Here is a 25,752-nt window from a genome sequence, read left to right as displayed (position 1 = left end):
ACCTTCAATCACTCGGCTACGACACGCCGGCACCGCTGATCAGGTCCGACTCGTACACCACTCTGCTGGACGCAACCGCGAGGAAAGCCCGCTCAATGCCACTGCATTGATCGTCGACGTGAGTTCACCAAGCATGATCAAGGCAGCGATTCAACAGTCAGAAGTCGTTAAAAAGGTTTTCCGAACCCTGATGGACAACGGGATCAGCGAGTTGTATCCGGGTTTCGATGTGATGACTGTGGTCGGGGGTGGCATCGATCGCATGATCGAACTCAAATCCTCCACCGGAGATGCGCGAACTCAGGCAATGAGCTGGAACGAATGGAAGACGGCAGGGTCACTTCGTCATCGATTCTGGCTGTATCTGGTCGGAAACCTTCGTGCCGACGTCGACAACGCGCCGTTCGTTCGCGCGGTCCAAGATCCCTTCGGGACCCTCGCATCATCAACGCAGGATGACACAATCCGGAAGCGAACCGTCCTGCTCCGAGTTCACGAATTCGAGGCTGCAGACCAACTGACGCTGACGGTGCACACTGCAAGACCAGCGTCACAGCTTTGAGCCAACCGATCAGCGTTGTGAGATTGTTTGCTGGTCTTGACCGTCTGTCGGCCGCCTGCAAGGGCCAACACGGCTAACCCCGACCTTCACGATAGCCTCCGATAGTCGCCAAGAATCGCTGACGACCAGGGAGAAAGGCTCCACTATAGGTGGGTAACGGAGGCTAGCGATCAGGCGTTGTTGCCATCAACCAGCTTCCCAAGCTGAATACGCGGGTTCGATTCCCGTCATCGGCTCCACGACATCGAAGTTCAGCCCGTGATGCGAGCCATCTCGGCCCGCAACCCTTCCGCGCGGGGATCGGCCGCACCGAACCTTCTTGCGGAGTGCCCGGGCAAACATCTGAGCCTCGAGCAGGAACGGCTTCCGGACCCGTCACCGGGAGAAACTTTCGAATTTTGGATCGCGAGCCCCGGAATCGTTATTCACTACGCGATAGGAAACGCCGTGTGAACAGCCGGACCGGCAAGCCCTGGGGAGCGCGATATGGACAGCAGAATCAAGCGGACTCTGGCCGGAACCGTGATTTCGGGCGTCGGCGTGGTCGCTGCATTGTGGCTCACCGCATTAGGGCCGGGTGCTGCGCCTGCGCAGGCAGATGATGTCCGGTGTGATCCCGTCTGCCATGGCACCTGGTGCCCGGGCGACCCCATCACATTCCGTGTCCAAGAGTTGTCGCGCACCTGGGATCCGAACGTCTGCCACGAATACCACCGGGTCAGCGGGGAGCCGGGCTATGCCGAGGGACCGCTTCCTCCCGGCACGTTCGTCTGCCCGCCCTTCGCGTTCATGTGCCCCTAACCGACCAATGCTGCGACCGGACCTTTCACCTGGCCACCTGAGTCGCGCCCAGCGTCACTGGTCGTCAGGGAGCTCTTGGCCGCTCGCGTCGTCCTCGGACTGGTCACCACCGACCAGTTCGGAACCTGCGGCGCCACCGTCTGCCACCAGGGCCCGGCGGGCCTGCCACAGCAGCAGGCTCCCCACAAGGGCAACAGCAATCCCCGCCGCAGCAAGGTAAACACCGACGCCGAGCGCCGCGACGGTCACGGGAGCATCCTCGATCGGATTCCCGTCGAGACCAATGGGGTACAGCGTGCGATCGCTCTGGTCATTGACAGTGAAGAACAGCAGGATTCCGGCCAGCACGCTTAATCCGAGGGGCACGAAGATGCTGTCCGCCAGGCCCTGGGCGTAGCGATAGGCGGCGACGGCGATGACGACAGCCACGAAAATGAGCATCCAGCCGCCATGCTGAATGAGGGTGTTCTCCTGGATGCGCGCGAATCGTGACGACTCGTAGAGCGGGAGAAACGTAGCCACCGCCATGGCGAGGCAACCCAGCAGCGTCAGGCCGAGGGCCAAGGGGTTCTTCATTTGGACACCAACCTGTTCATGGCGGGATTGCCACGACGATGCTATCGCCGTTCATGGACACGACCTGTTCGCGCACAAGTCCCACGGGCGCAACACGAACCGACCGCTGGACGCCGGCGGCCTTGGTAGCGAGTCCTTGCTTCAGGCAAGGCTCACCACCGACCGCCGGCGCGGGCAGTGTCAAGCACCGCGCGACCATCCGCGCGAAAACGGCGAGCTGGGGATCAGCTCACTTGAGCCACGGCTGGATGGGCACGAAGGGCCGGTTGGCGTTGTGCCAGAAGTGCTCCAGAGCGGTCGCCGCGGTGTCGTGCGTGATCAGCCAGTGCTCGCCCTCAAGGGTCAACACGATGGGCTCGGGTGCGCTCGCTTCGTGGAAGCCGCCCTCTGAGGTGACGGTCGCACCGGCGGTGTTGTTGGGCGCGGGCGTGATGTCGCTGACCACGAAGTGGTAGGGCAGCAGTCCGGCCTCTTGGGTCTCCCGCAGCCGCTGGTCGATCGTCGCGGCCTCCTCGGGGCCGAAGCCGGGCGTGACGATGTTGCCCTTGTTCACGGCGGGGATGTTCGGGTCGGTCAGTTCGGCCATCAGCCCGAGGACCTCGTCGGGGGTGGGCACCGGCCCGGGGTCACCGAAAGCCACAGGTGCCGTCACTGGCGCGGCCAGTGCAGTAGCCAGCAATACCGCTGTTATGCCAAGTTTCATGGCGGGAAGGCTATCCACGTTATGTGACAACGATGTTTTCAATTCTTAACTGCAAATGAACTCTGAAGGGTTCACACAGGTAAGCCTCAGCCCCGCGGGGGATCCCCGCGCTCCCGAGCTCCCAAACGGACCGGAGCAAACCCCTTGCACCGATCCGGATCCCGATCTAAACTAGACGTATAGTTCAGTTACGGAAGGGGCGAGGACATGAGCGTTTGGTTCATCACAGGAGCTTCCCGCGGTTTCGGGCTGCAGATCGCACGCGACCTGCTGGACCGCGGCCATCAGGTGGTCGCGACCGCACGTGACGCGGCCGCCGTCGCCGATGCACTCGGCGAGAACGACAACGTGCTGGCCGTGGCGCTCGACGTCACCGACGAGACCCAGGCCCGTCAGGCTGTGCAGGCGGCGGTGGACCGCTTCGGTCGCATCGACGTTCTAATCAACAACGCCGGCCGCGGACTGCTGGGCGCGGTCGAGGAGGCCACTGACGCTGAGGTTCGCGCCGTGTACGAGACCAACGTATTCGGACTGTTGACGGTCACGCGCGCGGTCGCGCCGGTGCTGCGGGCCCAGCGGTCCGGCGCCATCGTCAACATCTCCTCGGTGGGTGGGTTCGTCGGTTCACCGGGTTGGGGCGTGTACGCATCCACCAAGTTCGCCGTCGAGGCCCTGTCCGAGGCCCTGCACGCCGAACTGCAACCCCTGGGCATCCACGCGATGGTGGTGGAGCCCGGCTACTTCCGCACCGACTTCCTCGACTCGTCCAGCCTGCAGGTCCAACGGCACACCATCGACGACTACGCCGACGGACCGGCCGGCAAGATGCGCATCACCGCCGGCGAGCGCAACCACGACCAGCCCGGTGACCCTGTCAAAGCGGCGGCAGCCATCATCGATGTGGTCGAATCCGAGCGCCCACCGCTGCGCCTGCTGCTGGGCAACGACACCATCGCCGCGGTCGAGGGCAAGCTCGCCCACGTCCAAGCCGAGTTGGCCCAGTGGCGCGCGGTCTCGGCATCGACGGACTTCGACGATGTCGCCTGACACCGTGGACAGGCCAGGAGCTTCGGCATTCGTCCGGCCGACAGGGGCGCGAAGCGACCGTATTCATCAGGCCATCTTGGATGCGACCGCCCAGCTCCTCGACGAGGGCGGCTACGCCGCCACCACCGTCGACGCGATCGCGGCCCGGTCCGGTGCCAGCAAGGCCACCATCTACAAACACTGGCCGTCGCGAACTGCGGTCGCCGCCGAGGCGTTCGGCGCGATGATGGCCCAGGACCTGCCCCTGCCGGACACCGGAAGCACCGCCGGCGATCTCACCGAGCAGGTGGTGCGGGTCTCGGCGTTCTACGCGAGCGGCCGCGGTGACGTCTTCGCGCAGTTGCTCGCTGCCTGCGTCGAGGATCCGGCGGGCGCAACCTACTTTCGGGAGTACTTTCTCGACGGTCGTCGCGCCGCCATCACCGAACTGTGGCGACGGGGGGTCGCCCGGGGCGATGTTGACGCCGACATCGCTGTCGACGACATCATCGATCTGCTGTTCGGGCCGCTGATCTTTCGCCGCATGACCGGCCATTGCCCGCTCACCGAGGACCGCGCGCGGCGATTGGCCGAAGTCGCTCTGCGGGGTGCACTCACCCCAAACGGCCCCCACGCCGACTGATCCCGCCACAATCTCCGGTATGGGTCTGTTTCCGAAGCCACAAGCCACCCTGACCGACACCGAGGTGGCCGATGCCCTGGGCCGCGCGGTCGCGGTGATCGATCCGCTGCTCGACCTGCTGGCCGAAGCGGATCCGATCGGGTTACGCAAACGCACCCGCCGACTGCTCACTCCCCCTCGCGACCTGGGCCATCGCATCCGCCGATTTCAGCTGCGGCGGCGCCGCCGCGAGGCCGGTCGCGGTCCCAGCGCCACCGACCGCGCCCTCGACGCCGGCGCGCAGCTGATCAATGCCGTAGATCTGCCCGGCACCGCGGCCTGGGAGCGGATGAGTCGCGAACAGCGCGGGCACTGGTGGGTGCACCGGGTCGGCGCACTCAACACTTTGGTGGTCGCCTCCCCCGGGGCGTTCGGATGGCTGTCCCGGGTGGTTCCGGTGAGCGAGCTGGCCGGATTCGTCAACCACGCCATCGTGTTGTGCGCGCTGGCCCGCGAATACGGCGTCACGGACCGGCGCGAGCAGGTGCGGCTGCTCGCTGAGGTGTTGTGCGGCCGGCAGCTGCCCGAAAACGTCGAGGTACCACCACAGTCCGATCCCGAACCACTGCCTGAATCGCCGCCACCGGGGTGGAGGCCGCTGAAAGCGATCACCTCATCGACCCCGGTGGTGATCACCCGAACGGTCTGGCAGCTGGCCGGCATCCTGCGGGCGACCTTCGACGAGGTGAGCAAGCGCCCGCACCCCAAGAAGCTGTACCAGCACTTGGGCTCATTGCCCGGGTTGGGTTTGTTCGCCACCTATTTCGGTGAGCGTGGTGCACTTATTCGAGCGGCCGAGCAAGGCGTGGCTTGGCTCGATGCCCATGAAGACAACGCCGATCCCGCCGGGTCGCAACAGACGAGCCCGCTCTAGAAAACCCGGATCCAGTCGACGAGCATCTCCGCCGGATAACTACCGGGGCGAGGATCGCCGCCGCCGGAACCGGCCACTGCCAGGTTGAGCACCGAAAATACTTGGTAGCCGGGATTGTTGAACGGCCAGTCGGCGATCGAATGCGCCGGAACGGAAAAGTAGGGCGAAGCACCCTCGGTGTAATCACGCCAGAAGCGGATGCCTTCGGTGTCCCACCGGCACCGCCAGGTGTGCCAGGCACTGTCCATCGAAATCTGGTGCGTCGCCCATTCCGCACCGTTCGACCTCGTGTGGACGGTGGTGGCCGACGGCCAGTTGCCGTTGCCGTACCACTCGAAAACGTCGATCTCGCCGTCGTCGTCGTTGCCCATCCACCACGCGGGCCAGGCTCCGGCGGTCAGACAGTTGAGCTTGATGCGGGCTTCCCAGGTGTGCCCGATACCGCCCCTCCACCGGCTCTGGACTTTGCCGCTGTAGTAGGTGTCGCCATCTTTGGCGGCACGCAGCACCAGGTTCGACTTGCCGTCGACGAAGACGTTCTGCCGGTCGTCACGGTATTGGCCGACGTTCTCCGGACGCTCCCAAAACGTCGGGTCCTTCATCGATTCCCGCGCTCGGGCCACCGCCCATTTCGCCGGATCCGGCGCGGAGCCGGCCGGTCCGTCGAACTCGTCGCGAAAAAGGTAGGTCTGCGGCGGGGCCGCGGGCAGGGGATGCACCGGCCCCGGTTGGGCCCAGGCTTCCGGCAGGCGCATGGCGGCGGCAAGCATGCCGAATCCCGTCGTCAACATCAGGCTGCGTCGATTGATCTCGGCCACCTTGGCATGAAACCATTAGAGCGGCCGAGGCATCAATGGCAAAAAGCCCCGGGGTACGACGGGCGGAGCGCCCCTAGAACACCCGCACCCAGTCGATCAGCATGTCCGCCGGGTAGGTCCCCTCCCGGGCGTCGCCGCCGCCGGATCCGCCGAGGGCCAGGTTCAGGATCGGGAACACGGTGTAGCCGGGGTCGTTGAACGGCCACTCCCGGCCGGGTTCCTCGATGTTCTCGATGCCGACGGCCGGAACGGAGAAGTACGGCTCCTTGCCCTCGACGTAGTCCTGCCAGAAGTACATCCCGCTCTGGTTCCAGGTGACCCGCCAGGTGTGCCAGTTGTTGTCGACCGGGTAGGCGAAGGTCTCGAACGCCGTGCCGTAGGGGTTGGCGTGCACGGTGGTGCCCGACGGCCACTCGCCGTTGCCGTACCACTCCATCAGGTCGATCTCGCCCTCGCGGCCGGGGTCGTCGTTGGACAGCCACCAGGCGGGCCAGGCACCTGAGGTCTGGCAGTCCAGCTTGATCCGCGCTTCCCAGGTCGTGCCGATGCCGCCTCGCCAGTTGCCGTGCACCAAACCGCCGAAGTAGCTGGTGCCCTCCTGGGTGCCGCGGATCACCAGGTTGGATTTGCCGTCGAGGAAGACGTTCTTGCGGCTGTCGCGGTACTGGTGAAAGTACTCGGGGCGGTCCCAGCCGACCGGACGACGGATCGGCGTGCGGTGGTTGGAGATCGTCCACTTCGACGGATCGGGTGCCGAGCCGGCGGGCCCGTCGAACTCGTCATGCCACAGGAATCCGGCGGGCTTGGCCGCGGCGGTAGGCGCGGCGGGGTCGGTCGGAGCCGATGGCGGCTGCGCCGGGTCTCCCGGCGCTCCGGGGGCCGCGGGAACGGCCCTGGCCTGCGGGGAGGGTGCTGCGGCGACCAATGCGCCGGCACCCAGCATCATCATGACCTGACGGCGGTTCATCTCGGGCACGGTGGCAATCTAACCCACGTCGCACCGGTGACCAACCGGACAAGCCCGCCCGCGTGGCTTATGTCGCCTCGTCGCCGTCGCTGTCGTCGAGCACTCCCACGGCGATCCCGTAGGGCAGGAACCGCACCCGGCGTTTGGGGTCAGGATTGCGCTGGCTGGCACGCAGCGCGTCGATCTCGGTGGCGTAGACCTGCTCGACCCGCGCCGCCCCGTCGTCGCCGACGGTATAGATAGCCCAGACGCCGTCACCGGTTTCGCCGGTGGTTGCCGGTTCAGCCCGCGCGGCCCGGGCCAGATCAGCGAAGATCGCACCCCAGCCCGCCCGCTGCCCACCGGAGCCGAAGGTGCCGGAGAAGCGGTCGAAGGCCGCACGCAGTCCCTCCCCGGCCTCACGCATCATTCGGTCCAAATCCTCGGGGTCGAATCCGAACGCGCCGTTGTCGCCCATTGCGAGCCCCTTTCACGCTGGTGGCCACCCCCCAGTGTGCCTGCGCCGGACGGATCCGGCCACGGTCTCGGGAGACCGGCGGCAGGGTTTAGTTCTGCGGAACCGTGATCGGGATCGGAATCGGCACCAAGGGAATGCGCAGGTATTCGGTGGTCATCGGCACCGTGGTGGTGGTCGGCGGCACCGTGGTGCTGGGCGGTTCGCTGGTCGTCGGCGGGACCGTCGTGGTGGGCGGTGTCGTGGTCGTCGTCGGTGGAGCCGTCGTAGTCGTCGTGGTGCTGGTCGGCGGTGCGGTGGTCGTCGTGGTCGGCGGCGCCGACGTCGTGGTCGGCGGTGGCTCCGTCGTGGTCTGCGGGGGCGGCTCCGAGGTGGTGGCGACCGGCGGCGGGGCGGGGGTGCTGGGCTGCGGTGACGGCGCAAGGGGCGTCGGGGTCGGCGTCACCACGGCACTGGTCACGGGCGCAACCGGCGTCTCGTCGTCCTCGCTGCGGGTCAGGCTGTAGAGCGCCCCGGCAACGGCGATCAGCGCCACCACGCCGCCGACACCCAGTGCCGCCCGCGGCAGCAGCGACGGTGCTCGGCGGCCCTGGATCGGCGCGGCAGGCACCGCAACGGTCGGGCGGTGCCCGGTGCTCAGATCCTGGTCGTAGTAGAGCTCTTCGACGTAGGGCACCGGTTCGGCACCGGCGCTTTCGTCCTCCTGCGACCAGGCCAACGCATCCACAACAGCACCGGAAGGGGCAGACATCACGGTCGGCGCCATGTCCGTCGCGTCGACCGCTTCTGCTTCCCTGGTGGCCTCGTCGTCCTGCGGGTCGTACATAGCTGAATACCTTGGATCGACAACGGCTGGGAACGGCCTCACCATAGGCGGGGCCGAAGCGTTCAGGACCGCCGACACACCGGCGGTCGGCGGGCTATCAGCCGATTCACATCACGGTCAGTGGTAACGATTTTCGGGGGCGGAACACGAAATCCGCGCCGCTGCTGACCTTGGTGACCATCACTTCGGGCAGTTCTTTCGCCTCGGTGTCGGTCTCGGTCACCCGGGCTGTCCACTCGGTGGCAGATCCCTCGACCTCCACCCGCAGGTGCGGGTTGACGGCGGTCGCGATGGCCTGCAGCGGGTTGACGTCCTGCGGCGAACACAGGCTGATCCAGGCACCGTCGTCGTGCGCAGGCGAGGGGTGCACCGCGACGGCGTTGTCGCCGATGTCGGCGCGCACGTAGCCGATCGGGTTGAGCAGCGGGTGCAGTTCGAAGGTGCGCAGCGCGCCGGCGATGTCCCCGGGAAGCTGCAACGCGTTCTTGATGCGCTGGGCGCCCAACCCGGCCAGACCGGTGAGCTGGCGCCGGCCCACCGACGCGGCCAGTTCATCGGAGTCCGCCCGGGCTCGCACCGCGAGCGCGAAGGACAGGTAGAGCAGGTGCATCTGCAAGCACACCTCGTCGGCGATGCGGACCAGCGCCGAATGGGAGAACGCCGTGAAGTCCACGTCGGTCAGCAGCGGTCCGCTGTAGTCGGCCAGGCCCTCGTCGGTCGCGTCGATGTCATCGAGTTGCCATGTGGCGGCTTTGCTTTCGCTGACCACGGCCAACGCGGGAATCGGCTGGGCCGGCGGGTAGGACTCATCGATGATGACGGTCCACTGGCAGTGCGGTTGCCGGTCGGATGGAGTGCGAGGTGGCCGGTGCACCGGACGACACTGCGCGTGGACGTTGGTGGCCACCGCGGTGGCGTCGAAGGTCGGGTCCTCGATGGTGTGGCACATGCCGAAGACGTAGTCGTCGCCCATCGGCTCCACGTCGAGCAACGCGCCGCAGCTGGCCAACTCGAACTCGCCGTGCCAGCGGTCGTGGACGGTGAAGCGAAAGTCCATGAACTGCGGTGGCGAACCGATGTCGAACTGCAGGCCCTTGAAGATGGTGAACACATCGTTGCCGCTGTATCCCAATGCGCGCTGCATCCGCCGGGTGTAGATCGGGCTGGCGCCCGCCCACTCCTCGATGGCGATCTGCACCATTTCCTCGCGGCCGAACTCCGAGATGCACCAGGCCATTCCGGACCGGTCGATCATGTGCCCGATCAGCAGCAGTTCGGGCACGAGTACGGCCAATTCGTCGCGGGACAGCGACGCATACCTGGATTCGGTCACGGGTAAAAAATAGATAGCTCTATGTTATAAAGTCAACAATGTCCATTTCCGCTGGCTCCACTCGGCCGTCGGGCCCCACTCGGCGAACCAGCGCGCCCCGCAAACGCGGCGACGACACCCGCGCGCGGATCATCGACGAGACGGTGCGCTGCATCACCCAAGAGGGTTTCGGCGCCGCGACCGCCAAGCACGTCGCCGAGCGGGCCGGGGTGACGTGGGGTGTCATCCAGTACCACTTCGGGGATCGTGACGGCCTGCTGATGGCCGTGGTCGAGGACGGGGTGACCGAACTGCTGGCGAGCCTGTCCGCCGTAGACGTCAGCGAATTGGGGCTGCGGGAGCGCATCGAGACCGTCGTCGACACCGCATGGCGCTGCTACGCCAGCCCGACCTCACTGGCCGCGTTCGAGATCCTGCGGGCCACTCGGGGCCGCATGGGTGAGCGGTCCCACGAGCACCTGCTGCAGATGAACTCCGCGATCAACAGGTTGAGCCGTCTGGTCTCTGATGATCCTGCGGATTCAGGTGTGGCCGAAGTGATCTGGGCGGCACTGCGGGGAATCATATTGGCGCAGATGATCATGGGCGGCCCCATCGACTGGGACGCCGAGCGGCGGGTGCTGCTCGACATGGTCACCCACTACCTGCAACGCGATCGCGGTCAGCCGGCCGGGAGCTAGCCCGTCCGCCAGTGCGACGCCAGCGGCTGCCCTTCGCGCGGGCGTATGTGATACGCCCAGGACGCCGCCAGCCAGCCACTGCCATTGGTCAGCGTGGTGACCGGCTTACCGTCCTGATCGTCGTTCTTGCCGTTGGTCTTCTGAGTGCGGCGGCCGGTGTTGTCCGGTGTTGCGCCCTGGCCCGCGGTAGTTCCCATCATTGCTTCCTGGCATGCCATTCCCGGCGGCAGTCCGCCGGCAGCCGGCAACGGGGTTTCGACGGCGGCCAGCGTGAGGGCGACGGGTTTCAGTTCCGGCGCCGCGGTCGCCCAACTCGGCGGCACCGACAGCCCGCCGATCGGTGTCGCCCTGCCGATGCCCGGGCCGATCGCCGGCGTGGTGGCTGCCGACAGCACCCCGCGTGGCCCGATCCCTTCGAAGGTCAATGCGCCCTCGGCACCGCCGCGGACGTATACCAGCCGTCCCCAACCGGCACCGTTGCTCACCACGGTGTACAGGCTGGAGTCGAAGCTGAGCCCGCTGGAGGCGATGCTGCTGAAGGGCGTCAGCTGACCCAGTTCGGAGGTGAAGGTCTGCCACCACGTCGGCGGGTCCGCTGTGGCCGCAGGACTCACCATCTGCTGCAGCATCGCCTGGGTCACCGCCTGGCCGTTGGCCGCTGCCGCCTGCGACACCGCCGCGGACTGGGCGCCGGGCCCGGCCGGGTTGGTGGTCTGGGGCGGCTGCCCGAGTTCGGGTAGTTCACCGGCGGGTATTGCCGCAGCCGCGTAGCCGTACATAGCGACGGCGTCTTGGGCCCACATCTCGGCATACGCAGTCTCTGCCGCCGCAATTGCCGGGGTGTTCTGGCCGAAGAAATTGGTGGCGACCAAGGCCGCGAGCAGGGTCCGGTTGGCCGCAACCACCGTCGGCGGAACGGTGGCGGCGAAGGCGGATTCGTAGGCCGCGACAACCGCTTTGGCCTGTATGGCGGTCTGCTCGGCGTTGGCGGCTGCAGCGTGCAGCCAGGCCACGTAGGGAGCCGCCGCCGCGGCCATCGCCATTGACGTCGGGCCCGACCACGCGTCACCGATCAGACTCGCGACCACTCCGGAGTAGCCGACGGCGGCCGTCTGCACTTCGGCGGCCAGGGCATCCCAGGCGGCCGCTGCCGCGAGCATTGGTGCCGCCCCCGGGCCGGTGTACATCCGACCGGAATTGACCTCCGGGGGCAGCAGCGCGAAGTCCATGTCGGCGGGATCACCCTGCGGCCGGCGAACGGGGCACCACGGTCCTGCGGTGCGCGGCCGCACGTGATGTCGCGGCACCCAGACCCCGACCGGCCAAGGTGCCGAGCATGGTCTCCCCGAACGCCCCGCCCGGCATCCCGCCGGCCGGAACCGGCACCGCCGGTACAGCCGATGTCGGCAGCGGTGCGCCCGCCGAGGTCAGCGTGACCGGCATCGCCCAGCCATGGGGCACCGACAACCCCCCGATCCGCAGCGCGGTGCCGGCGCTCGCCGATGACCCCGTACTGCCCAGCCCCGCACCCAACCCGGCGCTGCCGAGTCCGGTCTTGCCCAGCCCCAGGCCGCCCAGGCCCAGACCGGCCGGCCCGATCTTGGGCGGATGGAGGATTTCGTCCAAGCCGCCGGGGTTTTCCGCCTGAAATGCGGCCAGGCCGATCCCGTTGTTGACGTTGCTGAGCATGTTCGCCGTACCCGACCAACCGGTCATCGTGGCGCTCAGGCCCTGGGTGGCCAAGCCGGTGAACGGCGAGATCTGACCGATGATCGAAATCAACGAACTGAAGATGTCGGTGGCCGCACCGTCGCCGGCCGTTGCGGCTCCGGCCTGGGCGACCGCGGCGGACTGCGCGGATTGCCCGGAAGCGTTGGTGGTCTGCGGCGGTTGACTGAACGCGGTCAGCGTGGACGCGGTCGCCGAGGAACTGGCGTAGCGGTACATCGCCGCCGCGTCCTGGGCCCACATCTCGGCATATTGACGCTCGACTTCACCGATCGCCGGCGAGTTCTGCCCGAAGAAGTTCGTGGCGACCAACTGCTGCAGCAGGACCCGGTTGGCGCCGATCACCGGTGGGGGCACCACCGCCGCCGCTGCCGCCGAGTAGGCCTCCGCCGCGGCGATGGCCTGCCGAGCCGTGGTGTCGGCCTGGGTGCCGGCGCCCCGCAGCCAGGTCGCGTACGGGGCCGCAGCGGCGGCCATCGCCGTCGCGGCGGGGCCGGTCCATGGGCCGGCCACCAGGCCTGAGATGACCGAGTCGTAGGACGCCGCGGCGGTCTGCAGTTCAGCGGCAAGGTTCTCCCACGCCGACGCCGCGGTCAGCAGCGATCCCGGGCCGGTATATATGCGTCCCGAATTGATCTCTGGAGGAAGTACACCGAAGTCCAGCATCACACCCCCTCGGCCTCAGCCGTCGGCTTCCGGGCGCATCAGCCGCCCGGCGACTAGCAAACGCCGAACCGATGAAGTGCAGGTTAATAAATGCGGTTCAACCGGCCTAATATCGGTGAATTGTGGAACTTCCAGCTACCTCGCAGCCAGCTGTCAGGCTTGGGGTATTCATCTGTCGTTCATGTCATGGCTGCGACGGATTAAATCGGGGCACGCATGCTTGGACACTGTGCAGCACGCTCGATGGATCGCAGCCGCGATCGGTGCTACGACGCTGATCAGCGCCGGCCCTTCGGCTCGCGCCGACACCGACCCCGACGCCGCCTTTATCAGCGCGATCGACCAGGCGGGAATCGAATACACCAATGCGGCCGACGCCGTCGCCGTCGGCCGGGAAGTCTGCGCCTACCTGGGCGCGGGACATCACTCCGATGCCGCCGCCCGCGCAGTGCGGATCTCCAACCGCAGCATTTCGGTGAAGAACGCCGCCCGGTTCGTGGCGTTCTCCCAAATGGCGTTCTGCCCCGACTCCATCAGCGATTAAGGGAGGAAGACCATGACCGTGCGTATGGCCCGCGCACTCGCGGTGAGTGCCTTCGCGGTTGCCGGTCTGCTGACACCGGCCACGCCGGCAGCCGCCGATCCCGGTGATACCAGCTTCCTCGGCGCCCTCGACAAGATGGGCATCTCCTACCCCGACGCCGCCGATGCAGTCGCCGGCGGACATTCGGTCTGCGACTATCTGTCGTCGGGACACTCGCCCAATCAGGCAGCCAAGGCCGTGAAGAACGCCAACCCCAGCCTCACCCTGACCCGGGCTTCCCAGTTCGTCAGCATCGCCCGGGCGTCCTACTGCGAGCAGGCCTGACGAACTACTGCGCGATCGCCATGACCGCGCCGGGCCGCAGCCACTGAATGATCTGCACCAGCTTGCCGTCGTCGATGGCCACACAACCCGCGGTGGGGCCGCCGTCGGTGGTGTGAAAGAAGAACCCGGCGCCGTCGCCGGGGGTACGAGCGGTGTTGACCCCCATCACCACCGCGTGTTTGTACTGCGGAATGTCCAGGTTCTCACTCTCATTGGTGTTGAACGCGCATTGCGCCTTCTTGCACACCTGCATGGTGTTGAACGTAGGACTGTGGTCGTCGCCGTCCCACCAGTGATCAGGACCGACCTGCACATACTGCAATCCCCCGCCCGGATTCGGTGCGGTGCCAAAGGCATACGGCAGGGTGAACACGCCCATCGGGGTGGCCGGATAACCGCTCTTCGCCTTCGGCGCCATACCGGCCGAGCCGACGAAGGCCGGAATACCGGCGGCCACCGGCTGCCAGCCGGTGGCGCTGCGCTGATAGACGTCCATCTTCGCGTTGGAACCGCCAACCCCGACAACCGAAATGACCTGGCTGGCGTTGCCCACCGAGCGGGCAAACCACGGAACCACGTCGGCCGTCGCCCCCGGGGCCGTGGTCAGCGCCGCAGCGACCGCGCACAGCGCAGCGCTGAACAAGCTCACAAGTCGGCGCATTCACTCATGATCTGTGCGGGTCCGGGGCGGGTCAATCACCGCTGACGGCGCGCCGGGAGTCAGGTGTTCACGCCCCCTGCCGGCGCGGCAGGTCTTCGACGGGCGCCTCATCCTTGAGCAGGCCGCGCGCCGACAGATACTCGCGGAAGTACTCGCGGTGCTGCGGACACGTCAGCCAGACCTTGCGGCGGTCCGGGTCATGCAGCTTCGGGTTGTTCCACAGCATTCCGTAGACCGCCTCAGCGTCACAGCCCTTGCGGGAACAGATGAGTGCATCGACCGGGTCGGCGTCACTGCGGATCATCGTGGCCATCCTCCGGCGCCCCAGCCGATGGGGTCAACCCCGGTGGCCGCCACGGTTGCAGAATCAGCGCCCACACCGTCAGATAAGCCCAGCCCAGCGCCCAGCCGGCCACCACATCGGAGGGATGGTGCACGTTGAGCGCCACCCGGGCCACACCGACCGCAACCACCACCAGGACACCGACGCTCACGACCGCCACCTTGGCATTGCCCCGCAGGGCAGGCAGCGCCAGCAGCAACAGCGCGCCGACACCGATCATCACCCCCAGCGCATGCCCGGACGGGAACGAGCTGGAGGTCGCCGCGACCATCGCCGTCACCGGCCGCGGCCTCCCCACCCAGCTCTTGGTCAGCAGCGTCAGCAGCCCGCTCGCCTCGGCCACCACCAACAGGAACAGCGCGACCCGCAACCGGTGGCGCAGCACCGCCACAACGGCCACCAGCATGCTCACCACCCGAAACGCCGCCGGGGCGAACACGGTGGAGATGGTGCCCCAGAACGGGACCCACATCGGATGTTTGACCGCGACGTCATAGCTCGCATCCAAGGCAGCGTTGTCGATATCGGTCAGCCAGGCCCAGCCCTGCCGGTAACCCACCAACATCAACACGTAAACCGCCACCGCGGCCGCCACCGAGATCAGCGCTGCGGTACGCGCGGCAGAAGGCGACATCAGCTCGTCCCGCAGGAGTTCCCGGTGCCGCGCAGGTCCGGCCAGGGCGGGCGGCGCAGTACCGCCAACGAGGCGATGACCGCGGAGAGCAACCCCGTGAGCACCCCGACCAGGGCGATCCGGTTCGCGTCGACCGCGGCCACCCACTTGGCCTGATCGCCGCGAATCACCATCACCCCGAGGGGGGTGGCGCTCACCGTGGATCCGTCTGGTCCTGAGGCGGTCACCCGCGCGGCGGTGATGACCGTCGCGCCGTCCGCGGTCTGATGGGGTTCGCCGTAGACGAGGTCTGCGGCAGCGTCAGCGGAAAAGCGATCCAACAATTGCGAACGTTTCATGGCGAGCGTCCCTTCGTGTGGCTCCTACCATGATCCCGTGGCTGATCCTTCGTTCACCGGGCAGGAGCGCCAAGCCGTGTACCGGGTGATCGCCGAGCGGCGCGACATGCGCCGATTCGTGCCCGGCAGCACAGTCGACCCGGCCGTCCTGGCGCGTCTGCTGGCGGCGGCCCACGCCGCGCCCAGTGTGGGCCTCATGCAGCCGTGGCGGTTCATCCGGATCTCCGACGACGCCCTGCGGCAGCAGATCCACGGCCTGGTCGATGAGGAGCGCCATCGCACCGCACAGGCACTGGGGCGTCGTGAGCAGGAGTTCCTGGCCTTGAAGGTGGAAGGCATCCGCGAGTGCGCCGAACTTCTGGTGGTGGCGTTGCGCGACGGCAGACAGGCGCACATCTTCGGTCGGCGCACGTTGCCGCAGATGGATCTGGCGTCGGTGTCGTGTGCCATTCAGAACCTATGGCTGGCAGCCCGCGCCGAGGGGCTGGGCATGGGCTGGGTCTCGCTGTTCGAGCCCGCGCCGCTGGCCCGGCTGCTGGGCATGCCCCCGGATGCCGAGCCCGTGGCGATCCTGTGCCTGGGCCCGGTCCCGGAGTTCCCGGACCGGCCGGCGCTGGAGATCGACGAGTGGGCATACCGCCAGCCCTTGGGGGAGTTCGTTTCCGAAAACAGCTGGGAAACACCATGACTGACGGCGACGAAGCCGTTGCCGTACGCCGGGTCTGGTCGGAGCTGGGCCTGCCGGGAATCATCGACGTCCATACCCATTTCATGCCGAAGTCGGTGCTGGACAAAGTCTGGCGGTACTTCGATGCGGCCGGTCCGATGCTGGGCCGGCCGTGGCCCATCAACTACCGCCTAGAGCAGTCCCATCGGGTCGATACGCTGCGCGCGTTCGGAGTGCGCCGGTTCACCTCGCTGGTGTATCCGCACAAGCCGGACATGGCGGCGTGGCTCAACCAGTGGGCGGCCCAATTCGCCCGTGACACACCGGATTGCCTACCCACGGCTACGTTCTATCCGGAACCCGGCGCCACCGATTACGTCCGAGGCGCCATTGACGCCGGGGCTCGAATCTTCAAGGCACACATCCAGGTCGGTGATTATGACCCGACCGACCCGCTGCTCGCCGACGTGTGGGGAGTGATCGAGGACTGCGGCATCCCGGTCGTCATCCACTGCGGCTCCGGACCGCAGCCCGGCCGCTTCACCGGGCCGGAGCCGGTTCGACGGCTGCTGCGCCGCCACCCTCGGCTGGTATTGGTCGTCGCGCACATGGGTATGCCGGAGTACGACGAGTTCATGGACATCTGCCTGGAATCGGAGGCAGTACATCTGGACACCACGATGGCGTTCACGGCATTCGTCAACGAGCTGATGCCGTTCCCGTCCGGCGAGGATCCGCGTCTGCGCGCGGCGGCGGACCGGATTCTGTTCGGCAGCGACTTCCCGAACATCCCGTACGGCTACCGCGAGGCGCTGGACGCGATCACCACGCTTCCCGGCATCGACGACGCCTGGCTGCGCGGGGTTCTGTACGACAATGCCGCGCGGCTGTTCGCCGTCGAGTTACCATCCCGATGACGTCGCACCGGGGTCCGCAGGGCCCGGGCGACTTTCACTGAGAAAGGCCGGCGACCGTGAGCACTGACGTCACCCCGCTTCACCCTCCTATCCCGGTCCCCGATATTCCGGGCGCTGATGCCGGGGACAAGGGCCTGCCGCACCGAAGCGAGTTGTCAGCGCGGGAGAAGGCGATCGTGGATGTGTCGGCCTTCGCCGATATCGGGTTGCGCACCGGGGTCGCCTCCGCGGTTGCCGCGGCAATGCTCCCGTCGGTGCTCAGCACCGCTGTGGGCCGCAAGCAGTCCCAGCAGGAGCGGGAGCAGCTGGCGTTCTACGCCGAACTGGCCTCTCACCATGACCCCGTCCGCTCCTTTCCCGCGCCCGCGGAGTCGCCCCGGATCTCGGCGCGGCGGGCGAATCCGATCGCGGAACGGATCGCCCGCGGCACGGTCGAAAACGTCTCGTTCCGCAGCGGTTTCGAAGCGGTCAATCCCGCGATGCGCGACTCGTGGAGCGCCCTGGGGAATAACAACACCGCGCGGTTTCAGCACTGGCGGCACGATGACGGGCCGCGGCCCACGCTGTGCGTCATCCACGGTTTCATGGGCTCGCCCTACCTGTTCAACGGCCTCTTCTTCTCACTGCCGTGGTTTTTCCGCACCGGCTACGACGTGGCCCTGTTCACCTTGCCCTTCCACGGTCGCCGGGCTGAAAAGTATTCTCCCTTCAGCGGATACGGCTACTTCTCGCATGGCCTGTCGGGATTCGCCGAGGCGATGGCCCAAGCCGTACACGACTTCCGCTCGATGATCGACTATCTGGAGTCCACGGGTGTCGACCGCTTCGCGTTGACCGGTCTGTCGCTGGGCGGCTACACCAGCGCCCTGTTGGCCGCCGTCGAACCCCGACTGCAGGCGGTGATTCCGAATGTGCCGGTGGTTTCGGTCGAATCAGAGATCCGTGACTGGTTCCCGGCCAACCTGGTGCTGCACGCCGGGCGCCGGCTGGGTCAGGTAGCCGTTGATGATTTCGCCGCTGCGACGGCCTACCACTCGCCGCTGAACTACACGCCACTGGTGGCCAAGGAACGGCGACTGATCATCACCGGCCTGGGTGACCGGCTGGCGCCGCCGGAGCAGTCCGAAATGCTCTGGCACCACTGGGATCACTGCGAGCTGCACTGGTTTCCGGGAAACCATGTGCTGCACGTCAGCCAGCCGGACTACCTGCGCAGGATGACCGCGTTCCTGCGGCCATACATGTTCTGACCCTGAGCCGCTGCCACTACAGCGGCTACCGCGCGGCCGCGGTTGCCGCTGTCACGGTCCACCGCAGGCCGGCGAGATCGTCCCCAGAGATCGGGGAGTGCCCGTCCAACCGGATGCCGGACAGCGGGTGCAGGCCCAGCAGGGCATCGCGCTGGTTGCCCAGCTGCGGCACCAGACCCGCAATCGGAGCACCGCCGTCGGGGGCCGCGCCGGTTCGCAGCGCACAGGCGGCGGCCACAGTCTGGTGGCCGTCGCGTTCGGCGACTTCCAGCACCGTCCAGGTCTCTTTGGCGTTGACGGCCTGGATTCGGCCGATGGTGTCGGCCAGCGCCGCGTCGATCCCCACCTGGTAGGCGGCGATGTGGTCACCGGAGCCGTCGACCACCGATCGCCATGCTTCCCGGGCGCCGGCGTCGATCAGCGAGGGGATCTCGTCCTGGGCGACCACAGCGGTGTCCCAACCGATTTCGCGGAGATGATCAGCCAGGCGCCGCACGGCGACGTCAACGGTCCGCTGCAGCGGTATCGACTCCGAGCGGGCCTGCAACGCGGCCAGATTCGGTACGGCCGCGTATGTCAGGCCGATCCAGGTGTCGGCGGTCCCCTCGGCGGCACGGCTGGTGACGCGCACCGCGTCGGCCTTCAGGCCGTACCGGTTCAGGTAGCCGGCGATCAGCGACAGCGGCACCGAGTTGCCGGCCTCCGAGGCCGTGATCCGCAGCGCAGCCGTCACCCGCGGCCCGGCAGCATCCCGGCGGGCGGAGTGCGCGCCACCGCGCGAGCGCAGCATCGCCAACCGGCGGCCAACGATCGTGGTGAAGTGCAGGCCACGCCACCAGCCCAGCAGCAGGATCGTCACGATGACACCCACCCCGAGCGCCCAGCGCTGCGCGGTGGTCTCCCAGGGGTTCGCCATCAGCGCGGGCCCAACGGCCAACAGCACCAAGGCGATCCGGGCCGGCCCGGGCCGGGGGATGGTGGTTCCGAGCGAGCTCACAGCTGGTTTTCCTTTCGTCGGCGAGCGGCCGCCGCTGCGCCAGTGGCGACCGCGATGACCAACCCGGCCAGCAGCGCGGTTCCGGCGAAGGCCACGATCCGCGGCGCGGGGTCCGCGGGTTCCGGTGCCGGGGGCGGGGTGATCTTCTTGGCGGGTGAGGCAGCCGGGTCCGCGGCCGGCGGCAATTCCCACGTCAGCGCGGCCACGGGGTCGATGATTCCGGCGCCCACCAGGCCAGATGGGGCGCGCGCGGTGTTGTGGGCAGTGGCGGCGATCCGGTGCGCCACCTGCGTCGCGGTCAGGTCCGGGTAGCGGCCGCGGACCAGCGCGGCCACGCCGGCCACGTATCCGGCGGCGTAGCCGGTGCCGTTGAGCGGCACCAACCGACCTTGGTTGCCGGGCAGCGCGTTGGCCAGCCCGCCGTCGTCGCGGTTGCTCACCGACACGATGTCCTCGCCGGGGGCTGCCACTCCGACCCATGGTCCGGCCATGGTGAATCCGGACGGTCGGCCACTCGACGACAATGACCCCACCGACAACACGTAGGGGTGCCACCAGGACGGCACCGACAGAGACGTCACGCCCTCCCAGTTGCGCGGATCCTGCGGTCGGCTCAGATCGGTGAGCGGATTGGACTCGCACGCCTCCCCGCCGCCGCCGACCGATCCGGTCTGGCCGGCGTCACCGGCGGCCGCCACGATCAACGCGTCCTTCTCCACCGCCGCGTAGCGCAGGGCCGCGCCCAGCGCCGTCTGGTCGACGTTGCGGTCGGCGGACAGGCAGGTGGTGGTGCTGATGGTGATGACCCGTGCTCCGAGGTCGGCGGCGTGCACGATGGCCCGTGCCAGTGCGGTGATGTCGGTGATCACCCGGGTGGTCCGTGGGTCGTCTCCGCCCAGCCGCGGCGAGATGGCGGCCGAGGCGGTCCGCAGGGACAACAGCCGGGCGGCCGGGGCCACTCCGGAGAAGCCGTCATCACCCGGCTGCCCGGCCACGATCCCGGCCACCAGGGTGCCGTGCCCGTCGCAGTCGGTCAGCCCGTCGGTGGTCCCGATGTAGTCCCCGCCGGGTTCCACCGCGCCGAGGCGCGGGCCGGGCCGTATTCCGGTGCCGATGACGGCCACCGTCTGGCCTTCGCCACGGGAGAACTGCCAGGCGGTGGACAGGTCGAGCATCCGCTGTCCGGCCGGCGCGGCCGACAGGTTGCTGCCGGGCAGCAGACCCGAGCTGACGCATTCGCCGTGCTGTTCCATCGCCGCGACGGGACCAGGTGCTCCGCTGGGCGGCGGCACTGTCGGGTCGATCGTCGGCGGGGTGATCGCGAGGGCGGGCGCGCTGGTCAGCACGGCTGCCAGCACCGCGATCCCGGCGCCCCGGAGGCCGGCGCCCACCGATCGGCTCCGGCTGTGCTTGTCGGCAACGATCATCGAGACAGGACCCAGGCGAAGATGCCCACCAGGTAGGCCATGACCGGGATCAGGGTGGCGTCGACGCCGGAGGCCAGGAAGCCCACCAGGCGGCGCACCGGCAGTGAGTAGCTGTCCGGCGATGCCACCGACGGGCTCAGGGCGACCACGGCCCACACCGCCACCAAGACGACCAGCACCAGCACTGCGCCGAGGGCGGCCGCGTACCGGCCGGTGGCCGCGTAGCCGACCAGCAGGGCGATCGCCACCAGGTGCGGCTCGGCCAGCAGCCAGGCCTTGCACCACGCCGAGTCCCAGACCCGGGCCCGCAGCACCGAAGCCACCGCGATACCCGCGACCACGTACCACGCCCAACCGGAAAGCCCTTCGGGCGCAAAGGCGATGGCGACCGATCCGAGCACGGCGAGCAGCACCGAACCGGCGATGAAGCCGGTCTGGTGGGCGTCAGTGACGCGGACCCGGCGAGGCAGGTCCGCCAGCACGCTCTCCGGCAGCGCCGACGGGGTCGGGTCGCCCGGCGCCGGGATCACCGGCAACGGCAGCCGTCCCCACAGTGCCGAAATCTGCGGCGCGGCAACGGTCAGCAGCAACGAGGCGGTGATCAGGCCAGAGCCCACCGTGACGAACGGGAGTTCCCAGAAGGTCTTGACGGCAGCCGCCGCCAGCACCCCTGCGCCCACAACCACCGCGGCGGTGAAGAACGCGATCCCGCGCTCGCCACGACCGCCGGGCGGCAAGATCAGGTAGATCAGCGACCATGCACTGACCGCGGCGGCCCCCAGCACCACGTGTGCCGGGCTGAACTCCCCCGGCACCGCCAGGGTTCCCGCCACGGCGAGCGGTAGCAGTGCCGCGATCGACAGGGTCAGCGCCGCATCGGCCGACCGCGTGCGGGCCAGCAGCGCGACGAGCACGGTGAGCAGGGCGATGACCCCGGCCGCGACCAGCCCGACGGGTTCGCCGGTGAGTGCGCGGTGCGCGGCCGCGAGCCCGGTGGCCGCGACGATCAGTCCCGTCCCAGCGGCCAACGCCGCGGTTTGAATGTTCTTGGCACCCCAGGGCTTACGTCGAGACGCCGAGAAGATGACGGCAGCGTCGGCGATGTCCTCGACAATGCCGGGGGCAGCCGGGCCGACCGGCACCGGACGCAGAGCCAGCAGGTCGCCATCGACGACCCCGACGGTGTCCAGGCTGGCGTCCAGGCTGAACGGTGCACCGCCGACCGGCGCCAGGCTCAGTCGCGTCGTCGCGCCGGCGTCCGGTTCGGTGTCGTCGCCGGTGTCCGGGGCGACCAGGCGTTGCACCGCCGGCAGGATCTCGCGCAGCGGCAGCTCCGCGGGTACGGCGATCTCGGTCAGCCGACTGTCGGCCAGGACCGCGATGCGGACGATCGGCATGACGGCGCTGGTCAGCACCGGGGCTTCAGTCATTGGTTTTCCCTATTCTTCTTCTCTGCGAGGTCGTTCTTGTCGCTGCGTTCAGGACAGCTGGGTGGTGAAATCTCTGGACAGTCGCTGACCCGGGAACCAGGTGCCCTCGGGCAGGGTGGAGGTCAACTGTTCGATGGCGACGGCGGTCGCGAAGTCGGTTCCGGGCCGGAAGGTCGATACCCACTCGCCGTCGAAGGCCCGCGACGGGGTGACCAGGATACGTCCGGCGTCGGCGTCCACCAGGCTCATCCCGACTTCGCTGGTGGTATGCCGGCCGTCTCGCGCGCATCCCGCGACGACCTCGACGTAGTGACGTGGTCCGGTGAACACCGACTCCACGATCGGTCGTGCGGATGGGGGAATGCCCAGGTAGTCAAGTACTTCGGCGAGTGGCGCTCCGTTGCGCAGTCGCTCGTCGGCACGCGCGCCGACCCGGGCCGGCAGGGTGAACTCGTCGAAGCGGGCCGGCGGGCGCTGCCGCAGGCCTGCTCCGAGCACCGGGACCAGCAGTCGCGGGTCGTCGATGTCCATCACGGTGAACGTGACCAGTTGCGCGTTGCGCAGCGCCACCACCGTCCGGCCGGGCTTGCCGGTGTTCAGGTCGCGGCGCGCGACGACGCCGCGCAACATCTCGGGGGTCCCGCCGGCGGCTGCACCCACAAAGCGCAGGTCCAGCCACCGGTCCGGGAAGCACACCACCCGGATCCATTCGGCCACGGCTGGATTGACCGTGCCCTCCGGCGAGACAACTCCCATCCGGGTGAGCTCGTCACGCTGGCGCGCCATGAACGCGCCCCGCTCCCCGGCGTCGGTGTAGGGCATGGTGATCGCCAAGACCCACGGAAACGACCCGGCACCAACGGTTTCCGCTATGTACCAGGCTTGCTCGACGGTCAGCTCGACAGCGTTGGGCTCAGTTCCCATCGCTGCCTTCCTTCATCGAGCGGATCATTGGGGTCAGCCCCACTTGGCGGCTTCGGCGGTGTCGCGCGCGTTCATCATCAAGGTGTTGGTCTCATGAGTGGTGGCCATCGCGTGATAGGCCCGCACCAACTCCTCCATCGCCTGGTTCCACTGCGCCTGCCACGCCTGATACGTCATACCCGTATCGCCCTGCCACGCCGCCGACAACGCCGCCTGCTCACTGGCAATATCAGCACCCACGGCCTGCAACGTGCCCGCATACCCGTTCATCTCAGCCGCATGGGCCAACATCGCCGGGTAGTTGTACATAATCTGCGACATCAGACAAACCCTCCCTAAACCCCGGTGTACCCAGAAGCCGCAGCCGCATCAGCCGCCACATACGTCGAACCGGCATCCGCCAGATTCGCCTGCGCCATGTCCAGCAACGCATTCACCCGCGCCGCCATCGCCACAAACCGCGCATGCGACCCCTGAAACGCCGCAGCCGCCTCACCCACGTGAAACGCCTGCGCCGACATCGCCGCCTGCTCAGCCTGCGCCATCGTCGACCGCATCAACGCCGCCTTGGCACCAAACGCCGACTCCGACGCCACCAACTGCGGAATATGCGCATCCAACATACTCATCGCCGCACTCCTTTCCTGACTTCTACTTCGGTTCTGATTCCGACTCCCCAGCGGAGTCGGCAAGATCTTTCTCACCCCAGGTATCGGGCAACATCGGCATATTCGGGCCGCTGCCGAATCCGTCGCCGGCCAGGGTCGTCAGCCCGGATGCCCTGGCGCCGGCACGCTTTTCCACCGTTCCGGTGAATCCCAGGGGGCCGGTGCCGCGGTCCGATCCCGCCGCGGAGGCAACGTCCGCCGGAGACTCGGCGGCGGGCCCGGAGTTCATGTCCATGAACTCGTCGGCGTGGTCGTGCAGGACGGCCCGTCGGCGGCGGCGCGCTCGCGATCTTTCCCGTGCTGAGGCGCCGACTGCGGCCGCAGCAGCGGGCACCCGTGCGGACGGGGCTCGCGCCTTGGTGCGATCGATCAGGGTCGGCCCGAGGCCGGTGCCCGGGTCGGATCCTCCGACCAGGTAGCCGAACCCCATCGCTCCGGGTGCCGGTGCGGGAGGCGCCGCGGCTGAGGCGGGCGGAGCCGCCGGAACACTCGCCGCGCCGGGGGTGGCGATCCCGGGTCCAAAGCCCGCCATCGCGACGGTGGGCCGGTCCGGCGACGCGGCGGCCGCGCCCGGCGCCGGCGTGGCGACCGGGTCCATTGTCCAGTCGCCGCCGAAGAGGTCAGCCAGGTAGGCGAGCCCGACGCCGAGGACGATCGGCACCATGATCGTCGCGCCCAGCAGCGACCCCCAGGTACCGAAGCCGACCGGGATGAAGAACGCCTCGTAGGCGATGAAGAACAGCAGTGGGAACCAGGTCACCAGGGCACCCGGGGTGTTCAAGATCTCCTGGATCACACCTATCGGGTTGGCCAGGAGCTGGCCGAGCTGCTCGAACATCCTGGTGAAGAAATCCACGATGCCACCCGCGGGGGTCTCCTCGGCGGGTAAGGCCGTATCGGCCTTGACCACCGGGGGGGCTTCCACCGTGCGCGGCGCCGATGCCAGGGCCGCACCGGACACCGCCTGGTAGGTGCTCATGGTGGTGGCCGCCTGGATCCACATCCGGACATAGTCGGCTTCGTTGAGCGCAATGGGAATCGTGTTGATCCCAAAGAAATTGGTGGCGATCAGCACCCCGTGCGTCAGGTGATTGGCAGTCAATTCGGCCATTGTCGGCATTGTCGCCAGCGCACTGGCGTACGCCGTGGCAGCCACCTCGTGCTGCGCGGCCACCCCGGCGCTGTCCGCGCTGGCCTGAACCAGCCACGTCAGATACGGCGCGTGCGCGGCCACGTACTGCTCGGCGCTGGGCCCCTGCCATGCGCCGGCCTGCACTGCCCCGAGCAGCGCGGTGAGTTCGTCTGCCGCTGAGGCGTATTCGATGCTCAGCCCATTCCATGCCCCGGCAGCGCTCAGCAGCGGACCCGGTCCGGGCCCGCTGCTCAGCAATGCTGAATGCACCTCCGGCGGGGAGGCGATCCAGACCGGGGCGGAAATCATCAGCCTCGCGTGCCCGAGATGTACGTCGAGGCACCCGCCGCGTCACCGGCGGCGTAGTTGACACCGGACTCACCGACACCGATACCGGCGCGGCCCAACTCGACAGCACCCTGAGCAGCCACCGCGGCGTGCTCGCTGCCCTGCGCGCTGAAGCCGGCCGCGGTCTGCAGCGACACCGGATCCGCCGCCGGCGGAACCACCGCGGTGATCAGCGGTGCGGCGCTGGCCTGCGCTGCCGCCAGACGGGCGGTCAACGCCTCGACCGCTGCACTGGCGGCGGCGAGGCCTTCCGGAACCACATTGAGCGTCATGGCAATTCCCCTTCCGTGACTCGATACGCGTCAGCGCGTCAAGGTTTGGCTGAATGTTGGGTTGACGAGTTGTAGGTAGGTGGGTTCGTCGTTGTTGTTGAGTAGGATTGCTCGTCCGGCGGGTAGGCGTGCGAAGCGTTGCCCGCGGATTTTGCCGCTGTCGGCGGGGTTACCGGAGAG

The 25,752-nt window shown here is 68.0% G+C and carries 33 protein-coding genes; 11 read left to right on the top strand and 22 right to left on the bottom strand.

The genetic code is table 11. The features are described 5' to 3' along the window. Together AWC18_RS03550 and AWC18_RS03545 are read left to right on the top strand one after the other, a co-directional pair. The coding region (locus AWC18_RS03550; protein WP_208858314.1) for a protein NO VEIN domain-containing protein at positions 1-562 on the top strand (562 nt) is incomplete at its 5' end. Between the two features lie 486 nt (positions 563-1,048). Beyond that, entirely contained in the window at positions 1,049-1,363 is a 315-nt protein-coding gene (locus AWC18_RS03545) for a hypothetical protein (protein WP_085137659.1), read from the top strand. A gap of 54 nt (positions 1,364-1,417) precedes the next feature. Here AWC18_RS03545 and AWC18_RS03540 read toward each other — a convergent pair whose 3' ends face one another. Together AWC18_RS03540 and AWC18_RS03535 are read right to left on the bottom strand one after the other, a co-directional pair. Then, positions 1,418-1,939 carry a hypothetical protein gene (locus AWC18_RS03540; protein WP_085137658.1) on the bottom strand — a complete coding sequence of 174 codons (522 nt, stop codon included), beginning with the start codon at positions 1,937-1,939 and terminating at the stop codon, positions 1,418-1,420. 229 nt (positions 1,940-2,168) lie between these two features. Next, positions 2,169-2,642, bottom strand: coding sequence for an MTB12 C-terminal domain-containing protein (locus tag AWC18_RS03535; protein ID WP_133054973.1), 474 nt, complete (start codon positions 2,640-2,642; stop codon positions 2,169-2,171). A 207-nt stretch (positions 2,643-2,849) separates the two neighbouring features. On the opposite strand from AWC18_RS03535, the gene AWC18_RS03530 reads away from it, so the two are divergent. The 3 genes from AWC18_RS03530 to AWC18_RS03520 all read left to right on the top strand — a co-directional run bounded on the left by AWC18_RS03530 (position 2,850) and on the right by AWC18_RS03520 (position 5,224). Then, the gene (locus AWC18_RS03530; protein ID WP_085137656.1) at positions 2,850-3,689 is read left to right on the top strand and encodes an oxidoreductase; all 840 of its coding nucleotides are present in this window, start codon (positions 2,850-2,852) and stop codon (positions 3,687-3,689) included. A gap of 76 nt (positions 3,690-3,765) precedes the next feature. Beyond that, on the top strand, positions 3,766-4,311 hold the full coding sequence (locus AWC18_RS03525; protein ID WP_234806411.1) for a TetR/AcrR family transcriptional regulator: 546 nt from the start codon (positions 3,766-3,768) through the stop codon (positions 4,309-4,311). Between the two features lie 19 nt (positions 4,312-4,330). Beyond that, positions 4,331-5,224, top strand: a complete 894-nt coding sequence (locus AWC18_RS03520) for a hypothetical protein (RefSeq protein ID WP_085137654.1) — start codon at positions 4,331-4,333, stop codon at positions 5,222-5,224. On the opposite strand, the gene AWC18_RS03515 is transcribed toward AWC18_RS03520, so the two are convergent. From AWC18_RS03515 to AWC18_RS03495, 5 genes are all read right to left on the bottom strand, one after another. Then, positions 5,221-6,015 carry a glycoside hydrolase family 16 protein gene (locus AWC18_RS03515; RefSeq protein ID WP_420093301.1) on the bottom strand — a complete coding sequence of 265 codons (795 nt, stop codon included), beginning with the start codon at positions 6,013-6,015 and terminating at the stop codon, positions 5,221-5,223. The genes AWC18_RS03520 and AWC18_RS03515 overlap by 4 nt on opposite strands. A gap of 100 nt (positions 6,016-6,115) precedes the next feature. Further along, positions 6,116-7,009 (bottom strand): glycoside hydrolase family 16 protein, encoded by an 894-nt coding sequence (locus AWC18_RS03510; RefSeq protein ID WP_064999334.1) that lies wholly within the window; start codon positions 7,007-7,009, stop codon positions 6,116-6,118. A 67-nt stretch (positions 7,010-7,076) separates the two neighbouring features. Then, complete coding sequence (locus AWC18_RS03505; protein ID WP_064999333.1) at positions 7,077-7,466, bottom strand: Rv0313 family protein; 390 nt, start codon at positions 7,464-7,466, stop codon at positions 7,077-7,079. An 88-nt stretch (positions 7,467-7,554) separates the two neighbouring features. Next, complete coding sequence (locus tag AWC18_RS03500; RefSeq protein ID WP_085137652.1) at positions 7,555-8,289, bottom strand: hypothetical protein; 735 nt, start codon at positions 8,287-8,289, stop codon at positions 7,555-7,557. A gap of 106 nt (positions 8,290-8,395) precedes the next feature. Then, the gene (locus AWC18_RS03495; protein ID WP_064999932.1) at positions 8,396-9,622 is read right to left on the bottom strand and encodes a hypothetical protein; all 1,227 of its coding nucleotides are present in this window, start codon (positions 9,620-9,622) and stop codon (positions 8,396-8,398) included. A gap of 38 nt (positions 9,623-9,660) precedes the next feature. On the opposite strand from AWC18_RS03495, the gene AWC18_RS03490 reads away from it, so the two are divergent. Further along, a complete protein-coding gene (locus AWC18_RS03490) occupies positions 9,661-10,302 on the top strand; it encodes a TetR/AcrR family transcriptional regulator (protein WP_085137650.1) in 642 nt (213 codons plus the stop codon). Here AWC18_RS03490 and AWC18_RS03485 read toward each other — a convergent pair. Then, positions 10,299-11,531 carry a PPE family protein gene (locus AWC18_RS03485; RefSeq protein ID WP_133054972.1) on the bottom strand — a complete coding sequence of 411 codons (1,233 nt, stop codon included), beginning with the start codon at positions 11,529-11,531 and terminating at the stop codon, positions 10,299-10,301. The genes AWC18_RS03490 and AWC18_RS03485 overlap by 4 nt on opposite strands. A 10-nt stretch (positions 11,532-11,541) precedes the next feature. Then, the gene (locus AWC18_RS22185) at positions 11,542-12,696 is read right to left on the bottom strand and encodes a PPE family protein (protein ID WP_085137646.1); all 1,155 of its coding nucleotides are present in this window, start codon (positions 12,694-12,696) and stop codon (positions 11,542-11,544) included. 229 nt (positions 12,697-12,925) lie between these two features. On the opposite strand from AWC18_RS22185, the gene AWC18_RS03475 reads away from it, so the two are divergent. Both AWC18_RS03475 and AWC18_RS03470 read left to right on the top strand, forming a co-directional pair. After that, positions 12,926-13,240 (top strand): DUF732 domain-containing protein, encoded by a 315-nt coding sequence (locus AWC18_RS03475; protein ID WP_064999928.1) that lies wholly within the window; start codon positions 12,926-12,928, stop codon positions 13,238-13,240. A 12-nt stretch (positions 13,241-13,252) separates the two neighbouring features. Continuing rightward, complete coding sequence (locus AWC18_RS03470; RefSeq protein WP_082961318.1) at positions 13,253-13,564, top strand: DUF732 domain-containing protein; 312 nt, start codon at positions 13,253-13,255, stop codon at positions 13,562-13,564. A gap of 4 nt (positions 13,565-13,568) precedes the next feature. On the opposite strand, the gene AWC18_RS03465 is transcribed toward AWC18_RS03470, so the two are convergent. The 4 genes from AWC18_RS03465 to AWC18_RS03450 all read right to left on the bottom strand — a co-directional run bounded on the left by AWC18_RS03465 (position 13,569) and on the right by AWC18_RS03450 (position 15,540). Next, on the bottom strand, positions 13,569-14,225 hold the full coding sequence (locus AWC18_RS03465; RefSeq protein WP_064999927.1) for a L,D-transpeptidase family protein: 657 nt from the start codon (positions 14,223-14,225) through the stop codon (positions 13,569-13,571). 67 nt (positions 14,226-14,292) lie between these two features. Then, a complete protein-coding gene (locus AWC18_RS03460; RefSeq protein WP_064999926.1) occupies positions 14,293-14,529 on the bottom strand; it encodes a hypothetical protein in 237 nt (78 codons plus the stop codon). After that, a complete protein-coding gene (locus tag AWC18_RS03455; RefSeq protein ID WP_064999925.1) occupies positions 14,516-15,202 on the bottom strand; it encodes a phosphatase PAP2 family protein in 687 nt (228 codons plus the stop codon). The genes AWC18_RS03460 and AWC18_RS03455 overlap by 14 nt, the downstream gene beginning before the upstream one ends. After that, on the bottom strand, positions 15,202-15,540 hold the full coding sequence (locus AWC18_RS03450; RefSeq protein ID WP_064999924.1) for a hypothetical protein: 339 nt from the start codon (positions 15,538-15,540) through the stop codon (positions 15,202-15,204). Before AWC18_RS03450 ends, AWC18_RS03455 begins: the two co-directional genes overlap by 1 nt. A 37-nt stretch (positions 15,541-15,577) precedes the next feature. Between AWC18_RS03450 and bluB the strand changes: the two genes are divergently transcribed. Genes bluB through AWC18_RS03435 form a run of 3 tightly spaced genes read left to right on the top strand, consistent with a single transcriptional unit; the run spans position 15,578 to position 18,374 of the window. Then, complete coding sequence (bluB, locus tag AWC18_RS03445; protein ID WP_109470506.1) at positions 15,578-16,228, top strand: 5,6-dimethylbenzimidazole synthase; 651 nt, start codon at positions 15,578-15,580, stop codon at positions 16,226-16,228. After that, on the top strand, positions 16,225-17,124 hold the full coding sequence (locus tag AWC18_RS03440; RefSeq protein WP_085137644.1) for an amidohydrolase family protein: 900 nt from the start codon (positions 16,225-16,227) through the stop codon (positions 17,122-17,124). The genes bluB and AWC18_RS03440 overlap by 4 nt, the downstream gene beginning before the upstream one ends. Before the next feature lie 56 nt (positions 17,125-17,180). Next, complete coding sequence (locus tag AWC18_RS03435; protein WP_085137642.1) at positions 17,181-18,374, top strand: alpha/beta hydrolase family protein; 1,194 nt, start codon at positions 17,181-17,183, stop codon at positions 18,372-18,374. Between the two features lie 25 nt (positions 18,375-18,399). On the opposite strand, the gene eccE is transcribed toward AWC18_RS03435, so the two are convergent. The 9 genes from eccE to AWC18_RS22300 form a co-directional block, all read right to left on the bottom strand. Beyond that, positions 18,400-19,371: a type VII secretion protein EccE gene (gene eccE / locus AWC18_RS03430; RefSeq protein ID WP_085137640.1), complete on the bottom strand. Its 972-nt coding sequence runs from the start codon at positions 19,369-19,371 to the stop codon at positions 18,400-18,402. Next, entirely contained in the window at positions 19,368-20,798 is a 1,431-nt protein-coding gene (mycP, locus tag AWC18_RS03425) for a type VII secretion-associated serine protease mycosin (protein WP_085137638.1), read from the bottom strand. The genes eccE and mycP overlap by 4 nt, the downstream gene beginning before the upstream one ends. Next, positions 20,795-22,228 carry a type VII secretion integral membrane protein EccD gene (eccD, locus tag AWC18_RS03420; RefSeq protein WP_272937681.1) on the bottom strand — a complete coding sequence of 478 codons (1,434 nt, stop codon included), beginning with the start codon at positions 22,226-22,228 and terminating at the stop codon, positions 20,795-20,797. Before eccD ends, mycP begins: the two co-directional genes overlap by 4 nt. Positions 22,229-22,276: 48 nt before the next feature. Next, positions 22,277-23,152 carry an ESX secretion-associated protein EspG gene (locus tag AWC18_RS03415; RefSeq protein WP_085137635.1) on the bottom strand — a complete coding sequence of 292 codons (876 nt, stop codon included), beginning with the start codon at positions 23,150-23,152 and terminating at the stop codon, positions 22,277-22,279. A gap of 33 nt (positions 23,153-23,185) precedes the next feature. Then, positions 23,186-23,473: a WXG100 family type VII secretion target gene (locus tag AWC18_RS03410; protein WP_019738935.1), complete on the bottom strand. Its 288-nt coding sequence runs from the start codon at positions 23,471-23,473 to the stop codon at positions 23,186-23,188. A 14-nt stretch (positions 23,474-23,487) separates the two neighbouring features. Further along, positions 23,488-23,781 carry a type VII secretion protein EsxS gene (locus AWC18_RS03405; protein ID WP_064999919.1) on the bottom strand — a complete coding sequence of 98 codons (294 nt, stop codon included), beginning with the start codon at positions 23,779-23,781 and terminating at the stop codon, positions 23,488-23,490. Between the two features lie 22 nt (positions 23,782-23,803). Next, positions 23,804-25,258: a PPE family protein gene (locus tag AWC18_RS03400; RefSeq protein WP_165757969.1), complete on the bottom strand. Its 1,455-nt coding sequence runs from the start codon at positions 25,256-25,258 to the stop codon at positions 23,804-23,806. A 2-nt stretch (positions 25,259-25,260) separates the two neighbouring features. After that, positions 25,261-25,572: a PE family protein gene (locus tag AWC18_RS03395; protein WP_064999917.1), complete on the bottom strand. Its 312-nt coding sequence runs from the start codon at positions 25,570-25,572 to the stop codon at positions 25,261-25,263. 30 nt (positions 25,573-25,602) lie between these two features. Then, a partial coding sequence (locus AWC18_RS22300; RefSeq protein ID WP_420093300.1) for a hypothetical protein occupies positions 25,603-25,752 on the bottom strand: 150 nt, incomplete at its 5' end.

It is taken from the genome of Mycolicibacter nonchromogenicus (assembly GCF_002101775.1).
GTDB classification, from domain to species: domain Bacteria; phylum Actinomycetota; class Actinomycetes; order Mycobacteriales; family Mycobacteriaceae; genus Mycobacterium; species Mycobacterium nonchromogenicum.
Note: the sequence above shows the minus strand (reverse complement) of the source record. Positions and strands in the feature narration are given on the sequence as shown.

Excerpts from the sequence above, each read along its gene's own strand:
- AWC18_RS03490 (WP_085137650.1), top strand. The coding sequence starts at position 9,661 with ATGTCCATTTCCGCTGGCTCCACTCGGCCGTCGGGCCCCACTCGGCGA.
- AWC18_RS03415 (WP_085137635.1), bottom strand. The coding sequence starts at position 23,152 with ATGGGAACTGAGCCCAACGCTGTCGAGCTGACCGTCGAGCAAGCCTGG.
- AWC18_RS22185 (WP_085137646.1), bottom strand. The coding sequence starts at position 12,696 with ATGCTGGACTTCGGTGTACTTCCTCCAGAGATCAATTCGGGACGCATA.
- AWC18_RS03510 (WP_064999334.1), bottom strand. The coding sequence starts at position 7,009 with ATGAACCGCCGTCAGGTCATGATGATGCTGGGTGCCGGCGCATTGGTC.
- AWC18_RS03505 (WP_064999333.1), bottom strand. The coding sequence starts at position 7,466 with ATGGGCGACAACGGCGCGTTCGGATTCGACCCCGAGGATTTGGACCGA.
- AWC18_RS03540 (WP_085137658.1), bottom strand. The coding sequence starts at position 1,939 with ATGAAGAACCCCTTGGCCCTCGGCCTGACGCTGCTGGGTTGCCTCGCC.
- AWC18_RS03520 (WP_085137654.1), top strand. The coding sequence starts at position 4,331 with ATGGGTCTGTTTCCGAAGCCACAAGCCACCCTGACCGACACCGAGGTG.
- AWC18_RS03410 (WP_019738935.1), bottom strand. The coding sequence starts at position 23,473 with ATGTCGCAGATTATGTACAACTACCCGGCGATGTTGGCCCATGCGGCT.
- AWC18_RS03530 (WP_085137656.1), top strand. The coding sequence starts at position 2,850 with ATGAGCGTTTGGTTCATCACAGGAGCTTCCCGCGGTTTCGGGCTGCAG.
- eccD (WP_272937681.1), bottom strand. The coding sequence starts at position 22,228 with ATGACTGAAGCCCCGGTGCTGACCAGCGCCGTCATGCCGATCGTCCGC.
- AWC18_RS03405 (WP_064999919.1), bottom strand. The coding sequence starts at position 23,781 with ATGAGTATGTTGGATGCGCATATTCCGCAGTTGGTGGCGTCGGAGTCG.
- AWC18_RS03455 (WP_064999925.1), bottom strand. The coding sequence starts at position 15,202 with ATGTCGCCTTCTGCCGCGCGTACCGCAGCGCTGATCTCGGTGGCGGCC.
- AWC18_RS03395 (WP_064999917.1), bottom strand. The coding sequence starts at position 25,572 with ATGACGCTCAATGTGGTTCCGGAAGGCCTCGCCGCCGCCAGTGCAGCG.
- AWC18_RS03485 (WP_133054972.1), bottom strand. The coding sequence starts at position 11,531 with ATGGACTTCGCGCTGCTGCCCCCGGAGGTCAATTCCGGTCGGATGTAC.
- AWC18_RS03500 (WP_085137652.1), bottom strand. The coding sequence starts at position 8,289 with ATGTACGACCCGCAGGACGACGAGGCCACCAGGGAAGCAGAAGCGGTC.
- AWC18_RS03465 (WP_064999927.1), bottom strand. The coding sequence starts at position 14,225 with ATGCGCCGACTTGTGAGCTTGTTCAGCGCTGCGCTGTGCGCGGTCGCT.
- AWC18_RS03515 (WP_420093301.1), bottom strand. The coding sequence starts at position 6,015 with ATGTTGACGACGGGATTCGGCATGCTTGCCGCCGCCATGCGCCTGCCG.
- AWC18_RS03450 (WP_064999924.1), bottom strand. The coding sequence starts at position 15,540 with ATGAAACGTTCGCAATTGTTGGATCGCTTTTCCGCTGACGCTGCCGCA.
- AWC18_RS03460 (WP_064999926.1), bottom strand. The coding sequence starts at position 14,529 with ATGATCCGCAGTGACGCCGACCCGGTCGATGCACTCATCTGTTCCCGC.
- AWC18_RS03440 (WP_085137644.1), top strand. The coding sequence starts at position 16,225 with ATGACTGACGGCGACGAAGCCGTTGCCGTACGCCGGGTCTGGTCGGAG.
- AWC18_RS03535 (WP_133054973.1), bottom strand. The coding sequence starts at position 2,642 with ATGAAACTTGGCATAACAGCGGTATTGCTGGCTACTGCACTGGCCGCG.
- mycP (WP_085137638.1), bottom strand. The coding sequence starts at position 20,798 with ATGATCGTTGCCGACAAGCACAGCCGGAGCCGATCGGTGGGCGCCGGC.
- AWC18_RS03545 (WP_085137659.1), top strand. The coding sequence starts at position 1,049 with ATGGACAGCAGAATCAAGCGGACTCTGGCCGGAACCGTGATTTCGGGC.
- AWC18_RS03470 (WP_082961318.1), top strand. The coding sequence starts at position 13,253 with ATGACCGTGCGTATGGCCCGCGCACTCGCGGTGAGTGCCTTCGCGGTT.